The sequence below is a fragment of the Amycolatopsis sp. NPDC051716 genome (assembly GCF_040681595.1).
In the GTDB taxonomy this organism is placed as follows: Bacteria; Actinomycetota; Actinomycetes; order Mycobacteriales; family Pseudonocardiaceae; genus Amycolatopsis.
The window spans coordinates 1-18,605 of record NZ_JBFAZA010000010.1; the positions used below are offsets into that span (position 1 = coordinate 1).

Sequence of the window (18,605 nt, forward strand, 5' to 3'; positions counted from 1 at the left end):
AGAACCCCAAGCCGTTCGTGTGGACCAAGACCGCCGAAGAGATCATCGACTCACTCGCACGATATTGCCGACGAATTTCAGGTGCGGGTCACTAGCGGCGCAGCCGCAGGGCAACGGCGCAACCGCAGGGCAGCGCGAAAGCGGCGGCGCAGCCGCACTGCGGCGCAAAAGCGGCAGCGGCGCAGCCGCACTGCGGCGCAGCCGTGGGCGCGGGGGAAGCGGTGAAGCGGCAGCCACAAGCCAAGGCGGCGCAGGAAGCGCACCCGGCGAGGCGGGCACGCGCGGAAAGCGGCGCGGCCGCAGTGCGGTTGGGGAAAGCGGCGGCAGCGGTGCGGAAACGGTGGGCGGCAACCGTTGGGCAGGGCGGCCCAAGAAGCGCGCGCCCTCCGGCGAGCGGCGCAGCCGCAGTGCGGCGCGGAGGCGGCGACGCAGCGGCAGCCGCAGGGCAGCGCAGGAAGCGCAGGACGCGCGCCCGGCAAGGCGACCGCGCTCGGGAAAGCTGCACAGCCGTTGCGGCGCAGGGGCAATGCCAGGCCTGTGCGGCGAAGCCCGCCGTACCGAAGCGGGCGACCCGCCGCGGAGAGGCGGCATGCCAACTGGCTCACCGCTCTCCGTCCACCTCCCCCACCTGAGCCAACCGGCCCCGCAAATGAACTCGCTCCGGCTCAGTCCCCGCCAGCTCCAGCGCCTCCCGGTACGCCACCGCCGCCTCCCCATGACGACCCAATCGGCTCAGCAAGTCGCCCCGCGCCGCCGGGAAGGGGCTGTAGCCGCTCAACCTCGGCTCCTCCGCCAGCCCGTCCAGCAACGCCAGCCCCGCTGCCGGGCCGTCGCGCATGGCCACCGCCACCGCTCGGTTCAGCTCCACCACCGGTGAGGGTGCCAGCCCGCGCAGGACGTCGTACAACGCCACGATCTGCGGCCAATCCGTGCTCGCCACGTCCGGGGCCTCGTCGTGCAGGGCCGCGATCGCCGCCTGGACGCCGTAGCGGCCCGGTGGGCCTCCCGTCAGCGCCGCCACCACCAAATCCGCTCCCTCGGAGATCATCGCGTCGTCCCAGCGGGTGCGGTCCTGGTCGTCGAGGAGGATCAGGTCGCCGTCCGGGCCCGTGCGGGCGTCGCGGCGGGCGTGGATCAGCAGCATCAGCGCCAGCAGGCCCGTCACCTCCCGCTCGCCCGGCAGCAGCCGGCGCAGGATCCGCGCCAGGCGGATCGCCTCCTCCGCCAGGTCGAGCCGCTGCAGGTCCGGGCCGGAACTCGCCGCGTAGCCCTCCGTGAAAATCGAATAGACGACCTGCAGCACGCGCCCGGCAGGCGCCCCGGCAGCTCGGCGGCATCCGGCACGCGGAACGGGATCCGCAGCGTGCGGATCCGGTTCTTCGCGCGCACGATCCGCTTGCCCATCGTCGCGCTCGGGACCAGGAACGCGCGCGCCACCTCCGGGGTCGTCAACCCCGCGAGGCAGCGCAACGTCAGCGCCGCGCGGTCCTCGGCCGACAAGGCTGGGTGGGCGCAGGTGAAGAACAGCTGGAGCCGCTCGTCGGGCAAGCCGCCGTCGGCGAGCGGGGCGGGCGCCGGGCGCTCGGCTTCGACCTGCAGCACCGCGAGCCGGGCCGCGTAGGCCTGGTCGCGGCGCAGCCGGTCGACGGCCTTGCGCCGGGCCGTCGTCATCAGCCAGGCACCCGGCTTCGGCGGCACACCCTCGGCCGGCCAGTGCACCAGCGCCGCCTCGATCGCCTCCGACGTCACCTCCTCGGCCAGGTCGAGGTCGCCGAACCGGCGGACGAGCGCGGCCAGCAGCAGCCCGCGCTCCTCCCGGAACACCTCCTCGACCGATGCGGCCGCCCGCCCCGCCACCGCGGTCAGTCCCCGTAGGAAGCGAGCGGCCGCACGACGATGTGCCCGCCGTCGCGGGACCCCGGGCAGCGCGCCGCCCAGTCGAGCGCGACGTCGAAGTCCGGCACGTCGACGACGAAGTAGCCGCCGAGCACCTCGCGGGATTCGGCGAACGGCCCGTCGGTGACGATCCGCTCCCCCTGCTCGTCGACCCGGACCGAGGCGGCCGTGGTGAAGTCGGCGAGCGAGTTGCCGCCGACGTACACGCCGGCTTCCTTCAGGGACTTGTCGAACAGCATCCAGTCGTCCGGCGTGCTGCAGCCGGTGGGCTCGCCGTTCGCGTCGAGCGAGGCGTTGATCAGCATCAGGTACTGCACGGGATCCTCCAGTGGCTCGGTTGCCGTACGCGGTGACAACGAACGGCCGACGCCGCCTTGGACACCCTCGCCGGAGATTTTTTCATGTCAAGAAACTTTGACACGATGTCTGGTTTGTTTTACCTTGACGAGGTGACCCACGAAGAGAAGCGCGCCTGGATCCTCGGGATCGCCGCGATAGCGAGCTACGCGGTGTACCTCGTCCTGATCCTCGGCCGGGCCGGCGGGCACCCGCTGGCCGAAGTCCCCTATGTCGCGACGCTGCTGTGGACGGTCGGCGCGTCCGTCGTCGCGACGATCGTGCTGAGCATCGCCGCCGCGATGGTTTCGAAAGACGGCGCGAAGGACCAGCGCGACCGCGAGATCGGCCGGTTCGGCGAATACGTCGGCCACTCGTTCGTCGTCATCGGCGCCGTCGCCGCGCTGCTGCTCGCGATGGCCGAGGCGCCGCACTTCTGGATCGCCAACGCCGTCTACCTGGCGTTCACGCTCTCGGCGATCCTCGGGTCGATCGCCCGGATCTTCGTCAGTGACCTCAGCGGTTTCCAGCCGTGGTGAAGCCGACCCGCGTCACGAACTCGCTGCGCGCCCTCCGCTTCGCCCACGGCCAGCTGACCCAGGCCGAGCTCGCCACCCGGCTCGGCGTCACCCGCCAGACCGTCATCGCGATCGAGCAGGGCCGGTACTCGCCGTCGCTCGAGATGGCCTTCCGGATCGCGCACGTGTTCGGAGTTCCGCTCGAAGAAGTGTTCCAGTACCCGGAGGAGACGTCGTGAAAGCCATCGTCCAAGACCGTTACGGCAGCCCGGACGTCCTCGCGCTGAGCGAGGCCGGCAGACCGTCGCCCGCGGCCGGCGAGGTCCTCGTGCGCGTGCACGCGGCCGGCGTCGACGCGGGCGTGTGGCACTTGACCACCGGTCAGTCGTACCTGCTGCGCCTGCTGGGTTTCGGGCTGCGCCGGCCGAAGCAGCCGGTGCGAGGGCTCGACTTCGCCGGCACGGTCGAGGAGGTCGGCGACGGCGTCACGCGGGTCCGGCCGGGCGACGAGGTGTTCGGCGTCTGCGAGGGCGCGTTCGCCGAGCACGCCATCGCGAAGCAGGACCTCGTCGCGACAAAGCCCGAGCGCATCTCGTTCGAGGAGGCGGCGGCGGTCCTCGTCTCCGGCGGTACCGCCCTGCAGGCCCTGCGCGACGTGGGCCGCGTCCGGCCCGGGCAACGCGTCCTGGTCATCGGCGCGGCCGGCGGCGTCGGGTCCTTCGCGGTGCAGCTGGCCAAGGCCTTCGGCGCGGACGTCACCGGGGTGTGCAGCACCGCCAAGACGGACCTGGTCCGCGGGCTCGGCGCCGGGCACGTCGTGGACTACACGCGGGAAGACTTCGCGGCGCGGCGGTACGACCTGATCCTGGACACCGCGGGCCTGCGTTCGCTGACCGACCTGCGCCGGGCGCTGACCCCGCGCGGCACGCTCGTGATCGTCGGCGGCGAAGGCGGCAAGTGGTTCGGCGGCATCGAGCGCGTCTTCCGGGCGGCGCTGCTGAACCCCTTTGTGCGGCACCGGTTGTGCGGGCTGGTCGCCCGCGTCCGGCCCGCGGACCTCGAGACCCTGCGCGAATTGCTCGAGACCGGACGGCTCACGCCGGCCCTCGACCGGACCTACCCCCTCGCGGACGCCGCCGTCGCGGTCGGCCACCTCCGCGCCGGACGCGCGGCGGGCAAGGTCGTCCTCCTCCCCTGAGGCCGCGCTCCTCCGGCTTCCCGGCCGACGTGGGCGGGGTGCCCGGAAGGCGGCCGCGCCCACATCCGCTGTTCGTCGCCACCGCCGGCCCGGATCCACTCCTGGAACAGCGTGTCAGCTCCGGCCCGTAGCCCAGTCGCGCCGCCACTTGGTCAGCCAGGTACTCGCCGAGCCGCTTCGGCCCGGCCAGCCGACGGGGACGGCGGACGGTCCACACCACGGCCGTAGCCGAGAGCCGAGCACAACGGCCGTCCACCGGAAGGCGGCGGTCAGCCGTAGCGGCGCGAGTCGAGGAGCCGGGCGAGCTGTTCGCGCCGCGAAGTGCCGTTCGGCAGCCGGCCGAGCAGCTCCTGCAGCAGGTCGAAGACCTCTTCGGGCACGTCGCCCGGATCCGCGCGTTCGAGCATGGCGGCCACCGTCCGGATGCCCCAGTACTGGATGAACGCGGTGCTCTCCCGGCTGAGGGCCCGCACCGTCTCCTCGAGCAGCGCGGGATCCGGCCTGCCGTAGAGCGCGGCGTACCCGGCGAGCCGGATGCCGCCCTCGTCGTCACCGAAGGCTTGCACCGGGTCGAAGCCCGGCACGCGCGGGAGCACGGTCACCATCGTGCCGAACAACTGGTCCAGTTCCGCAGTCCGCGCCGGCTGCCGGGGGGTCTTGCGCAGCCGCCGGTACTCCTCGGCGAACAGCCGGACCGTTTCCATCGTCGGCGGGAGGTCTTCGCCCCGGGCCGCACCCAGCGCCGCCCGCGCGGTGCTGCTCGCCTCCTCGGTCGTGCGCTCGAGCGCGTCCTGCCGCTGCTGGAGGTCCCGGTACTTGACCTTCCAGCCGCCCGGCAGCTCGATGGTCTCCAGCAGATCACCGAGCCAGGGCACCAGGGCCACCACGACGAGCAGCACCGTGATGGCGTCGATCTTCAACCCGGGCCAGATCAAGTGGGTCGCGGCTCCGAGGAGCGCGACCAGGCTGACCGCGGCGCCCAGCCACCGCCGGCGTCCCTTCACGGCGTCAGCGGAAGGCACCGGCGTGCGCCTCGGCCCACTCGGCGAAGGTCCGCGCCGGCCGCCCGGTCACCTCCGGCACCGTCGGGTGCACCGTCGCCTCGTCCAAAGTCCCGTCCACGTAGAAGTTCCAGAACGCCTCGACGTACTCGCGCGGCATGCCCGCCTCGAGCTCCGTGCGCGTCTCGTCGTTGGACAGCCCCACGAACCGGAGGTCCCGCCCCAGCACCGAACTCAGCACGGAAACCTGCTCCACCGGCCGCATCGCCACCGGCCCGGTCAGCTCGTGGACCCGCCCTTCGTGCCCGCCGGCCAGCGCGAGCGCCGCCACCGCCGCGATGTCGGCCGGGTCGATGCACGCCACCGGGACGTCCGGGAACTGGACGCGGACCGTGTCGCCGGAACGCAGCTGCGGCAGCCAGCGCAGGGCGTTCGACATGAACGCGCGCGGCCGCAGGAACGTCCAGTCCAGGCCCGATTCCCGCACCGCGCGCTCGGACAGCGTCATGTAGCGGGAGACCGCGTTGTCCAGGTCTTCCAGCGCCGCCGATCCGCCGGACAGCAGCACGATCCGCCGCACGCCCGCGTCCCGCAGCATGCCGGACATGTCCTCGTAGCCGGACATCAGGAAGACGCCCTCGATACCCTTGAGAGCGTCCGCGAGGCTGCCGGGCGAGGTGAGGTCGCCCACCGCGGCCTCGACGCCGCCGGGCAGCGGGACATCCGGCCGGCGCACCAGCGCCCGGACCGGGGCGCCCGCGGCCGCGAGTGCCGCAACCACTTCCGCGCCGACGTTGCCGGTGGCGCCGGTGACCAGGAACATCGCTCAACCCCCCAGAGCCGTTCCGGCCAGCCTAGCGCCACCGGCGGTGCTCAGTCCTGTGTCGGGATTTCGTCGAACTCGACGACCTGGCGGATCTCCACCTCGATTTCCTGGTCGAACAGCTCGACGTACCGCTTGGCGAACTCGACGGCCTCGGCCCGGTCCGCCGCGTTGATCAGCGCGAACCCCCCGATGACCTCCTTGGCCTCGGCGAACGGCCCGTCGGTCACGCGGATCGCGGCGCCGCGGGCCTTGCGGACCAGCGAGCCCTTCTCCGTCGGGTGGACGCCCTCCGCCGTGATGAGGATGTCCTTCTCCGCCGCCTCCTGGATGAACGCGCCCATCTTCCCGATGAACTCCTGGCTGGGGTTCCACGACTGCGGGTCGCTCTCGTCGACGCGGTGCATCATGAGGAAACGCATGGTCTGCTCCCTGGTGTTTTTTCGGCCGGGGCCCGGTTCCTCCCGGACTCGCTGACCGGCCTTCACCCCCGCGTCGAACGGCCGCTTCCGGCGTTCGACATTTCCCCGGGGAGATTTTTCCGGCAGAGTACCTGTGACCTGCATCACCGGAGGAAGGTGCCCGATGTCCGTCCTGCTCGCGATCGGCACGCGCAAGGGTCTGTGGCTGGCGACCAGCACGGACGACCGGGCCACCTGGGAGGTCACCGGCCCGCACCACCCGATGACCGAGGTGTACGCGGTCGGCATCGACACGCGCCGGGCCGCGCCGCGGCTGCTCGCCGGGGTCACCAGCGAGCACTTCGGGCCGAGCGTGGCCACCAGCGACGACCTGGGCGCCACCTGGGCCGAGCCCGACCACGCGCCGATCGCGTTCCCGCCGGACACCGGCGAATCCCTGGCCAGGGCGTGGCAGCTCGTGCCGGGCCCGGTGAGCGAGCCGGACGTCGTCTACGCCGGAACCGAGCCGTCCGCCCTGTTCCGCTCGTCCGACGGCGGCCGCACCTACGAGCTCGTCCGCGGCCTGTGGGACCACCCGCACCGCGAGCACTGGACGCCCGGGGGCGGCGGCAAGGCCGTCCACACCGTGCTCCCGCACCCCACCGACCCCGGCCGCGTCACCGTGGCGATGTCCACCGGCGGCGTCTACCGCACCGAGGACGGCGGCGAGTCCTGGGCGGCGAGCAACACCGGGATCAAGGCGGTCCACGTGCCCGACCCGTACCCCGAGTACGGCCAGTGCGTGCACAAGGTCGCGCGGCACCCGGCCGAGCCGGACCGCCTGTTCGCCCAGGTCCACCACGGCGTCTACCGCAGCGACGACGCGGGCGCGACCTGGCAGTCCATCGCCGGCGGCCTGCCCAGCGACTTCGGCTTCCCCATCGTCGTCCACCCGGACCGGCCCGAGGTGATCTACACGTTCCCGCTGGTCGCCGACGCGATGCGGTTCCCGCCGGAGGGCCGGTGCCGGGTGTACCGCAGCGAGGACGCCGGGAAGTCGTGGGAGGCGCTGGGGCCGGGCCTGCCGGACGGGTACTGGGCCGGCGTCATGCGCGACGCGATGTGCACCGACGACGCCGACCCGGCCGGGGTGTACTTCGGCTCGCGGACCGGCGACGTCTACGCCAGCCGCGACGAGGGCGACAGCTGGCAGCTCGTCACGGCACACCTGCCCGACGTGCTGAGCGTCCGCGCCGCGAGGGTGTGAACCGTGCGGATCACCGTGCTGCTGCCGGGAACGCTGCGGGAGAAGGCCGGCGGCGAATCCCGGCTCGACGTCGAGGTCGCCGGGCAGGCCACGCTGGGTGGCCTGCTCGACGCGCTCGCCGAGCGGTACCCGGCGCTCGAGCGGCGGCTGCGCGACGAGCAGGCCGGGCTGCGCCGGTACGTCAACTTCTACGTCGACGGCGAGGAGTGCCGCCACCGCGAAGGCACCGCGACGGTGCTGCGGGAGGACGCCGAGGTGCAGATCATCCCGTCGGTCGCGGGAGGCTGAGCTCGTCGAACAGCGCGGCCGCCCGGTCGGCCGTCGCGGCCGCCCGGCGCCCGGTGCTCAGCAGCGCCAGGGCGAGGAGACCGGCCCCGAGCCCGGCGACCAGCCACCACACGCCGGCCTGGCTGCCGGCGCCCGTCCCCGCGATCGTGCCGGCCACCGCGACCCCCAGCGTGGTGCCGGTCTGCCGGCCGGCGGAGGCCAGCGAGGAGGCCAGCCCCGCCATCGAGCCCGGCATCCCGGAAACCGCGGTGTTGGTGATCGGCGGGTTCACCGTGCCGAAGCAGATGCCGAACAGCACGAAGGTCGCGAGCACGACGGGCAGCGGCGTGACCGGCCCGAGTCCCGCCGACACGGCGCCGCCGGCCGCGAGCGAGACCCCGGCGACGACGAGCGGCAGCCGCGGCCCGCGCGTGCCGACCAGCTTTCCGGTCCTCGGGGACAGGGCCACGACGAGCACGCCGACCGGCAGCAGGCACAGCCCCGCCGACAGCGCCGTCATGCCCCGGACGTCCTGCAGGTACTGCGTGGTCACGAAGAGGAACGCGCCGAACCCGCAGAGCGCGAACAGCGCCATCACGATCGCCCCGCTGAACGAGACGCTCCGGAACAGGCGCAGTTCGAGCAGCGGGTCGGCGCGGCGGGGTTCGTAGGCGAGGATGCCCAGCACGCCCAGCCCGGCGAGGGCGAGCAGGCCGAGGGTCCACGGCGACGTCCAGCCCAGCCACCGCGCCTCCACGATGGCTTCGACGACGCTGCCGAGCACGACCACCACGAGCACCTGCCCCACCGGGTCGAACCGGCGCGCCCGGAGCGCCCGGGACTCCGGCACGAACAGCGCGGTGGCGACGAGCGCGGCGACGACGATCGGGACGTTGACCCAGAAGACGGCCCGCCAGCCGAAGCCGTCGACGAGCACGCCGCCGAGGATCGGCCCGAGCGCCAGCGCCAGGCCGGACATCGAGCCGAACACGCCGATGGCACGGGCCCGCTCGGCCGGGACGGGGAAGGTGGTGGCGACGATGGCCATCGCGACCGGGTTGAGCATGGTGCCGCCGACGGCCTGCAGCGCGCGGGCCGCGATCAGCCAGCCGATGTCCGGCGCCAGGCTGCACAGCAGCGACCCGAGGCCGAAGACGGCCAGCCCGCACCGGAAGACGCGCTTGCGGCCGAACCGGTCGGCGGCCGAGCCGCCGAGCACGAGGAAAGCCGCCAGGACCAGCGTGTAGGCGTCGACGGTCCACTGCAGGCCGGAGACGGAAGCGCCCAGGTCACGGCGGATCGAAGGCAGGGCGACGGTGACGATGGAGATGTCCATCACCACGACGACGATGCTGGCGCAGCAGATCGCGAGCACGAGGCCCGGGCGGCTGGTGGTCGGAACGTTCATGCGATCGACGCTAGGATTTAGAGCGTGCTCGAAGTCAAATCGCCGATCCCCGCGGAAGGGCTGACCATCGCGGACGCGGCCCGCCGCACCGGGGTCAGCGCGCACACGCTGCGCTACTACGAACGAGCGGGCCTGGTGGTGACCCGCGTCGACCGCACGAGCGGCGGCCGGCGCCGCTACCGGCAGCTGGACCTCGACTGGATCAAGATCTGCACCAAGCTCCGCGCGACGGGCATGCCGATCAAGACGATCCGCCGGTACGCGGACCTGGTCGCCGCCGGCCGCGGCAACGAGCCGGAACGCCTGGCGCTGCTGGAGGAGCACCGCGCCGACGTGCTGGCGAAGCTGGCGGAACTGCAGGAGAACCTGGTGCTGATCGACCACAAGATCGGCGTGTACCGGGGCCGCCTGGAAGCGGGCGACGCGGACGGCCTGTGGGCACCGGCGCCCGAGTAAGTCCGAAGCGCCTCGCCCTTCGGCGGCGCGGCAGACGACCGCGGCGACGCCGGGAAATCGAGCAGGAGGATCTCCGAGCCACCGCCGCCGGATACGATGCCCGGCGGTCCGGCCGCCGCCGGACCACACCTCGTTCCGGCAGGAGACCGATGCCCCAGCCAGCGCTCGCCGACGCCCTCGCCGTGGACGTCACCGCGCCGATCCCGCGGGTCGCCGGACGGCGTGCGGCGGGGCGGCTGCCGGTCCTCGGGTGGTGGCTCTTCGCCGCCCTGCCCGCCGGTCTGGCGCTGCTGGCCGCGGTGCGGGCGCCGAAGATGCACGTGCTGCTCGACTACTGGCACGTCTTCGCCAAGATCACCGACGACAACGGCGATCTCCTGCTCGGCCAGGTCTTCACCTACCACCTCGACCAGCCGTTCGTCGTGCCGTCCCTGCTGTTCTACGCCGACGCGGCGTGGTTCGGCGGCGACAACCGCGCCCTCACCGTCCTGACCGTCGCCCTGCTCGCGGTCGCCGTGCTGGCGCTGCGGACGATGCTGCCCGAGCACCCCGCCCGCGGCGCGCTGACGGCCGCCATTTCGTGGCTGCTGTTCTCCTCCCACGCCACCGAACTCTGGGTGCAGGGCACCAACGGCATCAGCTGGGTGCCCGCGGTGACCGCATGCACGATCGCCGTCGCCTGCGCTCATCGCGGGCGCCTGGCCGGCGCGTGCGCGGCCGCCGTCGTGGGATGTCTCTGCTTCGGCGCCGCGTTGCCGATCTGGTTCGTGGTCGCCTTCGTCGCCTGGCTGCGCGGGGAATCCCGGCTCCGGGCCGCGATCCCGGCCGCGGCCGGCGTGGCCGTCCTGGGCGCGTGGTGGCTGACCAAGCCCGCCGGGACGCAGTCGGGCGCGACGTCGGCCTTCGATCCCGACAGCCGCCTCTCCGTCGCCGCGGCCGCGGCCGGCGGGCTGTGGTCGGTCGACGTCGCCGTCGTCGCGGTGATCGCCGGCGGGCTCACGCTCGCCCTGCTCGGCCTGCTGCTGCGCCGGACGATCACCACCCGGGCGGCGGCGGACGCGGGCTGGGCCGGACTGGCGCTCTACGCCTTCGCGCTGGCGGCCATGCTGGCGCTCGGCCGCACCACGGCGAACGTGCCCGGCGGCAACGTCGGGCTCATCAGCCGGTACGTCCTGGTCGCGGCGCTGGCGACGATCGCGCTGACGGTGCCGGCCACCCTGCACCGTCCACAGTGGCCACACCGCTACGTCGTCGCGGCCGTCGTCACCCTGGCGCTGGTGACACACGCGATCGGTGGCGGCAAGGCCGACCTCGTCCGACGGAGTTACGCGCCGCTCAGCCTGTCCGCGGTCGCGCTGCGCGTCGACGCCCCGGCAGCACTGGAGGCGCTGCACATCCAGCGCGCCGCCCGCCCCGCGGCCCGCGCGCTGCGGGTCTACCCGTTCACCGACACCTTCACCCTGGGCTGCCACGGCCCCGAACTCGGCGACCACGTCGCCCTGAGCACGGCCCAGCCGGTGCGCGGAGCGCTCGACGCTCCGGCCACCGACCCCGGCGCGGTCCTCACCGGCTGGGTGGCCTTCGACGGCACGCCGCCGGACTGCGTGCTCGTCACCGACCCGGCCGGCACGGTCACCGGCGGCGGCAGCGCGGGCCTGCCGCTCACCGCCGGCCAGGCCGCCGCACCGGGCGCGACGGCCTGGCAGGCGACGGCGGGGCCCACGAACGGGCCGCTCACCGTGCTCGCGGTCCGTGACGGGCGCCTGTACCGGATCGGCTGACGCGTCAGCCCAGGCCGCCGTAAGCCGCGGTCACCATGCTCATGCCCCGGCCGTCGCCCACGATGGCGTCGAGCATCTGGTTCATCGCGTAGGCGATGGTGAGCCCGGCGTCGAGGTCGTTGAACACCAGCGAACCGCCCATGCCGCCCCAGAAGCAGTTGCGGCCGCTGATGCCGTAGCCCATGCCGTACCGCATCGGCACGCCCAGGCCGTGGTCGAGCCCGTGGTACTGCTCCTCCAGGGCCCGCTCGCACCCGGCCCGCGACAGCAGCCGCACCCCGCCGGCGGTCCCGCCGGCCGAAAGGACCGCCTGGACGGCCGCGACCGACCGGGCGTTGCCGTAGCCGGCCCCCGACGGGATCTCCGCGCGCCGCCACGCCGCGGTGTTCGTGTCCTCGGGCACCAGTTCGGGATTGGGCGCGACGTCGAAGTGCTCGGTGGGCGGCGGCACGGTCATCCCCCCGGGCGGGGCGAGGGACGGCGCGACGCGGTGGTGGTGGCGCTCGGGCAGTCCGATGTGGAAGTCCGCGCCCAGCGGGCCGGCGACCTCCGCGGCGAAGAACGCGCCGATCGTCTTCCCGGTGACCCGCCGGACCACCTCGCCGAGCAGAAACCCTTGCGTGAGCGCGTGGTAGCAGCCGATTTCGCCCGGCTTCCACCGCGGTTCCTGCGCGGCCAGCAGCGCGGTGACCTTCGGCGGGTCGCCCAGATCGCCGAGGGTGATGGGCGTGTCCCAGACGGGCAGCCCCGAAGTGTGCGAAAGGACGTGCCGCACCCGCACGTCCTGCGCGCCGAACTCCGGCCAGTACCGGACGAGCGGCGCCTCGAGGTCCAGCTCCCCGCGATCGGCGAGGATCAAGGCGCACAAGGCGATCATCGTCTTGGTGCTGGACCAGACGTTGGTGATCGTGTCCCGTTCCCAGGCCACGGTTCGCCCGGCATCGGCGTACCCGCCCCAGAGATCGACCACGGGCTCACCGCGGAAGACGACCGCCACCGAGGCGCCGACATCGTCCTTGGCCAAGGACTCCGCCAGCGCGTCGCGCACCTCGTGGAACCGTTCATCGCACGTCCCGTGCACCTGCACCATGGGAATCGACTTAACCCCGTCGCCGCCGGCGGCGCCACCGAATTAGGCGGCGCGGAAAAATGGCCGGCCGCGCATTCTCCACGAAATTTCCTTTATCAACTTGTAGTGCGCCGCCCGGGCGCGCAGGTGCAACGATGGCTCCAGTGCTCCGGATGGAGCACATCGGAGGTGCGCCGATGGCGACCGAAGTGGCGACGTTCTGCCCGCTGTGCGTGTCCCGGTGCGGAGCCACCGCCACCGTCGACGAGGGCCGCCTGCTCGCCCTGCGCCCGCTGCCCGGCCACCCCACCGGCCAGGCGATCTGCGTCAAGGGCAAGGCCGCGCCGGAGATCGTCGCGCACCCCGATCGGCTGCTGCACCCCCTGCGGCGGACCGCTCCGAAGGGCGCGGCCGACCCCGGCTGGGAGCGCATCGGCTGGGACGAGGCGCTGGCCACCGTCGCGGCGCGGCTGACGGCGATCGCCGCCGAGTCGGGGCCGGAAGCGGTCGTGTTCGGCAGCGCCTCGCCGTCGACGTCGGCCATGTCCGACTCCGCCGACTGGCTGACGCGGCTCCGGCGGGCCTTCGGCAGCCCGAACCTCGTCAGCTACATGGAGCTGTGCGGCTGGGGTCGCCACCTGGCCACCACCTACACCTGGGGCGAGCCGGTGCCGGGCGGCTACTTGCCCGACCTCGAACGCGCCGGCTGCATCCTCTACTGGGGGTACAACCCGTCGGTGTCCCGGCTCGCGCACGCCACCGCGACCACGGCCGCACTGCGCCGGGGTGCGAAGCTCGTCGTGGTGGATCCGCGCCGGGCCGGGCTGGCGAGCAAGGCCGACCACTGGCTGCGCGTCCGGCCCGGCACGGACGCCGCGCTCGCGCTGGCCATCACGCACGAGATGATCGAAAACGGCTGGTACGACAAGGAATTCGTCAACCGGTGGACCAATGCGTCGTGGCCGGTCCGGACCGACACCGGCGAGCTGCTGGCGCCCGGCACACCCCCGCCGGACGGGGTGGCGACCCGCCGGGTGTGGGACCTCATCGCCGAGGAGTGCGCCCGGTTCACCCCCGACGTCGCCGAACGGATCACCGGCGTGCCCGCGGACCGGATCACCGCCACCGCCCGGCTGCTCTGGGAAGCGCGCCCGGTCGCGTTCTACACCTCGAGCGGGCTCGAACAGCACAGCAACGCGACGCAGACCGTGCGGGCCATCGCGCAGCTGTACGCCCTCACCGGGTGCCTCGACGTGCCCGGCGGGAACGTCCTGTTCACGCCGGTGCCGGCGAATCCGGTCGACGGGATGCCGCTGCTCTCCGCCGGGCAGCGGGCCAAGGCCATCGGCGTCGCCGAGCGGCCGCTCGGCCCGGCGCGGTTCGAGTTCGTCACCGGCGAGGACTTCTACCGGGCGGCGCTGGACGGCGTCCCCTACCGGGCCCGGGCGCTGGTCAACTTCGGCGCCAACCTGGTGCTGGCCCACGGCGACAGCGCCCGCGGCCGGGATGCGCTCGGCGCGCTGGACTTCTTCGTGCACACGGACCTGTTCCTGAACCCGACCGCGGAGCAGGCCGACATCGTGCTGCCGGCGACCAGCGCGTGGGAAGCGGAGGCGTTGCGGATCGGGTTCGAGATCAGCCAGGACGCGCAGTCCACCGTCCAGCTGCGCCGTCCCTTGGTCGCCCCGCGCGGCGAAGCGCGCCCCGACCTGCGGATCATCTTCGACCTGGCGCTCGCGCTCGGCCTGGGCGAGCACTTCTTCGATGGTGACATCGAGGCGGCCTGGCGTCACCGGCTCATGCCCAGCGGCGTCACCCTCGAACAGCTGCGGGCCGCGCCCGAAGGCATCCGGCTGCCGTTGCCGACGGTCCACCGCAAGTACGAGCAGCGCGGCTTCCGGACGCCCTCCGGCGTGGTCGAGCTGTATTCCGAGGAGCTGCTCCGGCAGGGCTACCCGCCGCTGCCGGGCTACGACGAGCCGTCGCTCAGCCCGCTGTCCCGGCCGGACCTGGCGGCCCGCTACCCGCTGATCCTCACCTGCGCCAAGTCGCTGTTCTTCTGCGAGACCCAGCACCGCGCCATCACCAGCCTGCGCAAGTCCGCCCCGGATCCCCAGGTCGAGCTGCACCCCGACGCGGCGGCGGCGCGCGGCATCACCGCCGGCGACTGGGTGCGGCTGGAGACGCCCCGGGGCAGCGTCCGCGCGCGGGCGAAGTTCAACGTCAACCTCGACCCGGGCGTGGTGTGCGGACAGCACGGCTGGTGGCAGCCCGCGGCCGGGCTCGGCGAGCCGGGCTATCCGGTCACCGGCGACGGCAGCGCCAATTTGAACCTCGTGCTGAGCCAGGGACCGAGCGACCCGGTGAGCGGCAGTTCACCGCTGCGCGCGTCGTTGTGCGAGATCGCCCGGGAGAACGCCTAGCGGCTCCGGGTCCCCGGGGCGGGCGATGATCGACTGGGGTGCCGTCGTCTACCGTAAGGGCGGAAGGGGCTACCGTCCGTGGTCCTCCGACGGCGATGGCAAGGCGGCTGGTGAAGGAACGCGAGTTGCGGCGCCGCTGCAGGCGGCTGCTGAACGAACTGGGCATCCGGCCGCCGCTCGACGTCCTCGAGCTGTGCCGCAGCGTCGGCCGGCAGCGCGGCCGCCCGATCCGGCTGCTCCCGCACCGGATCCCGGTGCCCGGGCCGTTCGGGGCCTGGATCGCCACCGCCCAGGCCGACTACATCGTCTACCAGCAGGACACGAGCAAGCCCCACCAGCGCCACATCATCCTGCACGAGCTGGGCCACCTGCTGGCCGGCCACGGCGCCACCGAGGAGAACGACGACCTGGTCGCCCAGCTGGCACCGGGCCTGGAACCGGAGGCGGTCCGGCGGGCCCTGCTGCGCACCTCCTACGACACCGACCGCGAGCGGGAGGCCGAGACGGTGGCGACGATCATCCTGGAGTGGGCGTCGGTCCTCGACCGGGTCGCCCCGCCGTCGTCGGGCGAGGGTGCCGCGCGGGGGATCGACGCCGCGCTGGACGAACGGCTGGGCTGGCTGTGAACAGCAAGATCACGCTCATCGTGGTCCAGGGCGTGATCCTGTTCCCCGCCCTGCTGTGGAAGGTCTACCAGCTCACCCGCGCGCCGGGCGACGTCGCGCGCTGGATGGTCACCGCCTGCCTGGCCTGCTTCGCGGCCGCCTACCCGCTGGGCCTCTTGGCGGGCGACGTCAACCAGCCGGACCCCGGGCGGATCGTGCCGCTGCTGTTCCAGCACATCTTCCTCTGCGGCCTGGTCTTCTCGCTGGCGTGCTTCTTCCTGTTCTCGGCCCGGCCGGCCGCCCAGGCACGACGGCGGGCCCTGCTGGAAGCGGTACCGCTGGGCGCGGCGATCCTGGTGATGGCGACGGTCACGGTGCTCATGCCCGACGTCCCCCCGGCGCAGTATCCCCGCGCGGGGGTCTCGCTCTTCTACCTCGCGGCCGACCTGTACCTCACCTACGGCATCGCGAGCGCCTGCTTCTTCGCCCGCCGCTACGCGCGCGGGGCGGCGCCGCGGCTGGCCCGCGGGCTGTCGGTGGCGTCGCTGGGGTTCGCGATCGGCGCGGTGGGCGGAGCGACCCTGATCGCGGTGGTCCTGGTGCACTGGGCGGGCGCGGCGATCCCCTGGCTGCTGGTCCAGGCGACGGTCTGGCTGGTGTTCCCGAGCGCGATCCTGCTCGTCGTCGGCCTGTCCTACCCCGGCGTCGCGACCCGCCTGGCGGCGGCCCGGGTGTGGTGGCAGCACCTGCGGACGTACCACCGCCTCCGTCCGTTGTGGACGAAGCTGCACGAGGCGTTCCCGGAGGACGCGCTGAGCCGTACGCCGCTCAGCCGCTGGCGGGACGCGCTGAGCGTGCTCGGCGTCCACCGCCGCTACTACCGGCGGGTGATCGAATGCCGCGACGGGCTGGTCCGGATCAGCCCGTACGTCGCGCGCTTGGACGGTCCGTTGCCGGATCGGCTGACGGAGGCGTTGCGAGCCCACGCCCGCCGCGAACCGGTCCCGGAGGAGCCGATGCCGATAGCCGTCCCGGACGGCGGCAGCCTCGACGACGACGCCCGCGAGCTGGTCGCCCTGTCGGAGTCCCTGGCGGGGACCGCTGAAGCGTCCCGGCCGGCACGCGCAGCAGGAAGACCGGTCAGCCGCAGGGCACGCTGAGGACCACGCCGTTGGCGGTGTAGGTGTTGAGCGCGGCACCGTTGCAGTGGTACTGCACAACGCCGTTGCCGCTCGCCACGACCTGCGCGGTGCCGTCGACCACCCGCGAAATCGAGACGGGGAACGGGATGATGGGCCCGAGCGGGAAGTTGGAATACTCGTTCACCGCGGTCAGCGTGGTCCCGGTGAACGTGAAGCTCTGGATCGGGCCACTGATGGCGTACGCGGGTGTGACACCGGCGCCGGTCAGAGCGACAACCCCGACGGCGATGGCGGCGTACCGAGAAATCCGATGCGTCATGCCTACCGTTCTAACACCGCGGCCGGGGAACTGTCTGCCACCATTCGTACGCCCTCTTCGGCACCGTTTGCCGGTGTCGCGAGCGCCGCCGTCGTCTGGCCACCCAGCAACGCATTGCTAAATCAAGAAAGGATCGACGATGGCGAAAAGCCGCTGACCACGGCCGGTTTCCCCGGGCAGTACCGGCCGAACCACGACGGCAGCCGACGCGAAACCCTGCCGAACTGGCGGGGCTGATCAGCGGTCAAGCCACGGAGCGAGCAGCTTCTCCAGATCGGCATCCGAAAGCGCCCGAGGCCCACTATGGAACTCGTGCCACCGCGAAGCGTCCCGCGCCGCGTTGTACTCGACCTCGTACGCCCGCATCAGCACGTACATGAACGTCACCGAGCTGAACCGCTCACCCAGCAACGTCCGGGCTTCCCGAGCGACCTGCGTCGCACCGCACACGTCCGACAGCTTCAACGATTCCGCAGCCGGGTCCAACAGGCTGGGGGCATACATCACGACGATTTCTCCATCACTGAAACAGAAACTCAGCCTTCAGCGGCCAGCTGGCCGCAGGCGGCGGCGATCTCCTGACCGCGCGTGTCACGCACCGTGCACGCTACTCCCCCGGCATTGACCAGCCGCACGAACTCCCGCTCCACCGGCTTCGGCGACGCATCCCACTTCGACCCCGGCGTCGGGTTCAGCGGAATCACGTTCACGTGCACCAGCTGGCCCAGGTGCTTCCGCAGCCGCTTGGCCAAAAGCTCCGCCCGCCACGGCTGATCGTTGATGTCCCGGATCAACGCGTACTCGATCGACACCCGCCGACCGGAGGTATCCGCGTAATACCGCGCAGCCGACAGCACCTCGTCCACCGACCAGCGCTCGTTCACCGGCACCAGCGTGTCCCGCAGCTCGTCATCCGGCGTGTGCAACGACACCGCCAGGCGAACCTGCATCTTCTCGTCCGCCAGCTTGCGAATCGCCGGAGCCAACCCCACCGTCGACACCGTCACCGACCGCTGACCGATCCCCAGCCCACCCGGAGCGGGATCCGTGATCCGCCGCACCGCGGCCACGACGCGCTTGTAGTTGGCGAGCGGCTCGCCCATCCCCATGAAGACGATGTTCGACAGCCGGCCCGGCCCACCGGGCATCGCCCCGTCGCGCATGACCGCCGCCGCGGAACGGACCTGGTCGACGATCTCCGCCGTCGACAGGTTCCGGTCCAACCCACCTTGGCCGGTGGCGCAGAACGGGCACGCCATGCCGCAGCCCGCCTGGCTCGAGATGCACAGCGTCGCCCGGTCCGGGTAGCGCATCAGGACGCTCTCCAGGAGCGTGCCGTCGTGGGCTCGCCACAGCGTCTTGCGCGTCGCGCCGTCGTCGGCCGCCAGGGCGCGGACCTCGGTCAGCAGCGTCGGCATCAGGTCCGCGACCAGCCGTGACCGGGACGCCGCCGGGATGTCCGTCATCTCCTCCGGGTCCACCGTCAGGCGGGAGAAGTAGTGGTTCGACAGCTGCTTCGCGCGGAACGGTTTCTCCCCCAGTTCGGCGACGGCGGCCGCGCGCTCGGACACCGAGAGGTCGGCGAGGTGGCGCGGCGGCAGGCCGCGCTTGGGCGCGTCGAAGACGAGGGGAAGGGCAGTCATAACCGGACCAGTGTCCCATGCGCCCGCCGGCACCGCCCGAGCCACCCTAGCC

At 72.7% G+C, this 18,605-nt stretch carries 20 protein-coding genes and 1 pseudogene; 11 read left to right on the forward strand and 10 right to left on the reverse strand.

Translation table 11 applies throughout. The features are described from left to right. Positions 1-601 precede the first annotated feature (601 nt). Positions 602-1,857 (reverse strand): annotated as a pseudogene (locus AB0M30_RS15355) (RNA polymerase sigma factor). Between the two features lie 5 nt (positions 1,858-1,862). After that, positions 1,863-2,213 carry a YciI family protein gene (locus AB0M30_RS15360; protein WP_364584484.1) on the reverse strand — a complete coding sequence of 117 codons (351 nt, stop codon included), beginning with the start codon at positions 2,211-2,213 and terminating at the stop codon, positions 1,863-1,865. Between the two features lie 105 nt (positions 2,214-2,318). Here AB0M30_RS15360 and AB0M30_RS15365 point away from each other — a divergent pair, with 105 nt between their 5' ends. The 3 genes from AB0M30_RS15365 to AB0M30_RS15375 are packed head-to-tail and all read left to right on the forward strand — an operon-like array spanning position 2,319 to position 3,948. Continuing rightward, the gene (locus tag AB0M30_RS15365) at positions 2,319-2,771 is read left to right on the forward strand and encodes a hypothetical protein (RefSeq protein WP_364584486.1); all 453 of its coding nucleotides are present in this window, start codon (positions 2,319-2,321) and stop codon (positions 2,769-2,771) included. Then, positions 2,765-2,989: a helix-turn-helix transcriptional regulator gene (locus AB0M30_RS15370; RefSeq protein ID WP_364584487.1), complete on the forward strand. Its 225-nt coding sequence runs from the start codon at positions 2,765-2,767 to the stop codon at positions 2,987-2,989. Before AB0M30_RS15365 ends, AB0M30_RS15370 begins: the two co-directional genes overlap by 7 nt. Then, positions 2,986-3,948, forward strand: a complete 963-nt coding sequence (locus AB0M30_RS15375) for an NAD(P)-dependent alcohol dehydrogenase (RefSeq protein WP_364584489.1) — start codon at positions 2,986-2,988, stop codon at positions 3,946-3,948. The genes AB0M30_RS15370 and AB0M30_RS15375 overlap by 4 nt, the downstream gene beginning before the upstream one ends. A gap of 269 nt (positions 3,949-4,217) precedes the next feature. Here AB0M30_RS15375 and AB0M30_RS15380 read toward each other — a convergent pair whose 3' ends face one another. From AB0M30_RS15380 to AB0M30_RS15390, 3 genes are read right to left on the reverse strand one after another with little or no spacing between them, the layout of a single operon-like run. Then, positions 4,218-4,952, reverse strand: a complete 735-nt coding sequence (locus AB0M30_RS15380; RefSeq protein ID WP_364584491.1) for a hypothetical protein — start codon at positions 4,950-4,952, stop codon at positions 4,218-4,220. Positions 4,953-4,956: 4 nt separating this feature from the next. Then, positions 4,957-5,772 (reverse strand): NAD(P)H-binding protein, encoded by an 816-nt coding sequence (locus AB0M30_RS15385; RefSeq protein ID WP_364584493.1) that lies wholly within the window; start codon positions 5,770-5,772, stop codon positions 4,957-4,959. Between the two features lie 50 nt (positions 5,773-5,822). After that, complete coding sequence (locus AB0M30_RS15390; RefSeq protein WP_364584495.1) at positions 5,823-6,194, reverse strand: YciI family protein; 372 nt, start codon at positions 6,192-6,194, stop codon at positions 5,823-5,825. Positions 6,195-6,357: 163 nt separating this feature from the next. Here AB0M30_RS15390 and AB0M30_RS15395 point away from each other — a divergent pair, with 163 nt between their 5' ends. Both AB0M30_RS15395 and AB0M30_RS15400 read left to right on the forward strand, forming a co-directional pair. Beyond that, complete coding sequence (locus AB0M30_RS15395) at positions 6,358-7,440, forward strand: exo-alpha-sialidase (RefSeq protein WP_364584497.1); 1,083 nt, start codon at positions 6,358-6,360, stop codon at positions 7,438-7,440. Between the two features lie 3 nt (positions 7,441-7,443). After that, positions 7,444-7,728: a ubiquitin-like small modifier protein 1 gene (locus AB0M30_RS15400; RefSeq protein ID WP_360182619.1), complete on the forward strand. Its 285-nt coding sequence runs from the start codon at positions 7,444-7,446 to the stop codon at positions 7,726-7,728. On the opposite strand, the gene AB0M30_RS15405 is transcribed toward AB0M30_RS15400, so the two are convergent. Then, the gene (locus AB0M30_RS15405) at positions 7,703-9,115 is read right to left on the reverse strand and encodes an MFS transporter (protein ID WP_364584499.1); all 1,413 of its coding nucleotides are present in this window, start codon (positions 9,113-9,115) and stop codon (positions 7,703-7,705) included. The genes AB0M30_RS15400 and AB0M30_RS15405 overlap by 26 nt on opposite strands. A 24-nt stretch (positions 9,116-9,139) precedes the next feature. On the opposite strand from AB0M30_RS15405, the gene AB0M30_RS15410 reads away from it, so the two are divergent. Then, a complete protein-coding gene (locus AB0M30_RS15410) occupies positions 9,140-9,571 on the forward strand; it encodes a MerR family transcriptional regulator (RefSeq protein ID WP_364584501.1) in 432 nt (143 codons plus the stop codon). Between the two features lie 149 nt (positions 9,572-9,720). Continuing rightward, positions 9,721-11,352 (forward strand): DUF2079 domain-containing protein, encoded by a 1,632-nt coding sequence (locus AB0M30_RS15415; RefSeq protein ID WP_364584503.1) that lies wholly within the window; start codon positions 9,721-9,723, stop codon positions 11,350-11,352. Positions 11,353-11,356: 4 nt separating this feature from the next. Here the strand turns inward: AB0M30_RS15415 and AB0M30_RS15420 are convergent, their stop codons facing one another. Beyond that, a complete protein-coding gene (locus AB0M30_RS15420) occupies positions 11,357-12,442 on the reverse strand; it encodes a serine hydrolase domain-containing protein (protein ID WP_364584504.1) in 1,086 nt (361 codons plus the stop codon). A 176-nt stretch (positions 12,443-12,618) separates the two neighbouring features. On the opposite strand from AB0M30_RS15420, the gene AB0M30_RS15425 reads away from it, so the two are divergent. The 3 genes from AB0M30_RS15425 (at position 12,619) to AB0M30_RS15435 (ending at position 16,609) form a co-directional block, all read left to right on the forward strand. Continuing rightward, entirely contained in the window at positions 12,619-14,844 is a 2,226-nt protein-coding gene (locus tag AB0M30_RS15425; protein WP_364584506.1) for a molybdopterin-dependent oxidoreductase, read from the forward strand. 110 nt (positions 14,845-14,954) lie between these two features. Beyond that, entirely contained in the window at positions 14,955-15,470 is a 516-nt protein-coding gene (locus AB0M30_RS15430; RefSeq protein WP_364584508.1) for a hypothetical protein, read from the forward strand. Beyond that, positions 15,467-16,609, forward strand: coding sequence for an MAB_1171c family putative transporter (locus tag AB0M30_RS15435; protein WP_364584510.1), 1,143 nt, complete (start codon positions 15,467-15,469; stop codon positions 16,607-16,609). Before AB0M30_RS15430 ends, AB0M30_RS15435 begins: the two co-directional genes overlap by 4 nt. Here AB0M30_RS15435 and AB0M30_RS15440 read toward each other — a convergent pair. After that, complete coding sequence (locus AB0M30_RS15440; RefSeq protein ID WP_364584512.1) at positions 16,590-16,910, reverse strand: hypothetical protein; 321 nt, start codon at positions 16,908-16,910, stop codon at positions 16,590-16,592. The genes AB0M30_RS15435 and AB0M30_RS15440 overlap by 20 nt on opposite strands. Between AB0M30_RS15440 and AB0M30_RS15445 the strand changes: the two genes are divergently transcribed. Beyond that, positions 16,902-17,147, forward strand: a complete 246-nt coding sequence (locus AB0M30_RS15445) for a hypothetical protein (protein ID WP_364584513.1) — start codon at positions 16,902-16,904, stop codon at positions 17,145-17,147. The genes AB0M30_RS15440 and AB0M30_RS15445 overlap by 9 nt on opposite strands. Here AB0M30_RS15445 and AB0M30_RS15450 read toward each other — a convergent pair whose 3' ends face one another. After that, positions 17,148-17,414, reverse strand: a complete 267-nt coding sequence (locus tag AB0M30_RS15450) for a hypothetical protein (protein WP_364584514.1) — start codon at positions 17,412-17,414, stop codon at positions 17,148-17,150. Positions 17,415-17,446: 32 nt separating this feature from the next. After that, positions 17,447-18,553, reverse strand: a complete 1,107-nt coding sequence (gene rlmN / locus AB0M30_RS15455; protein WP_364584516.1) for a 23S rRNA (adenine(2503)-C(2))-methyltransferase RlmN — start codon at positions 18,551-18,553, stop codon at positions 17,447-17,449. Between the last annotated feature and the right edge of the window lie 52 nt (positions 18,554-18,605).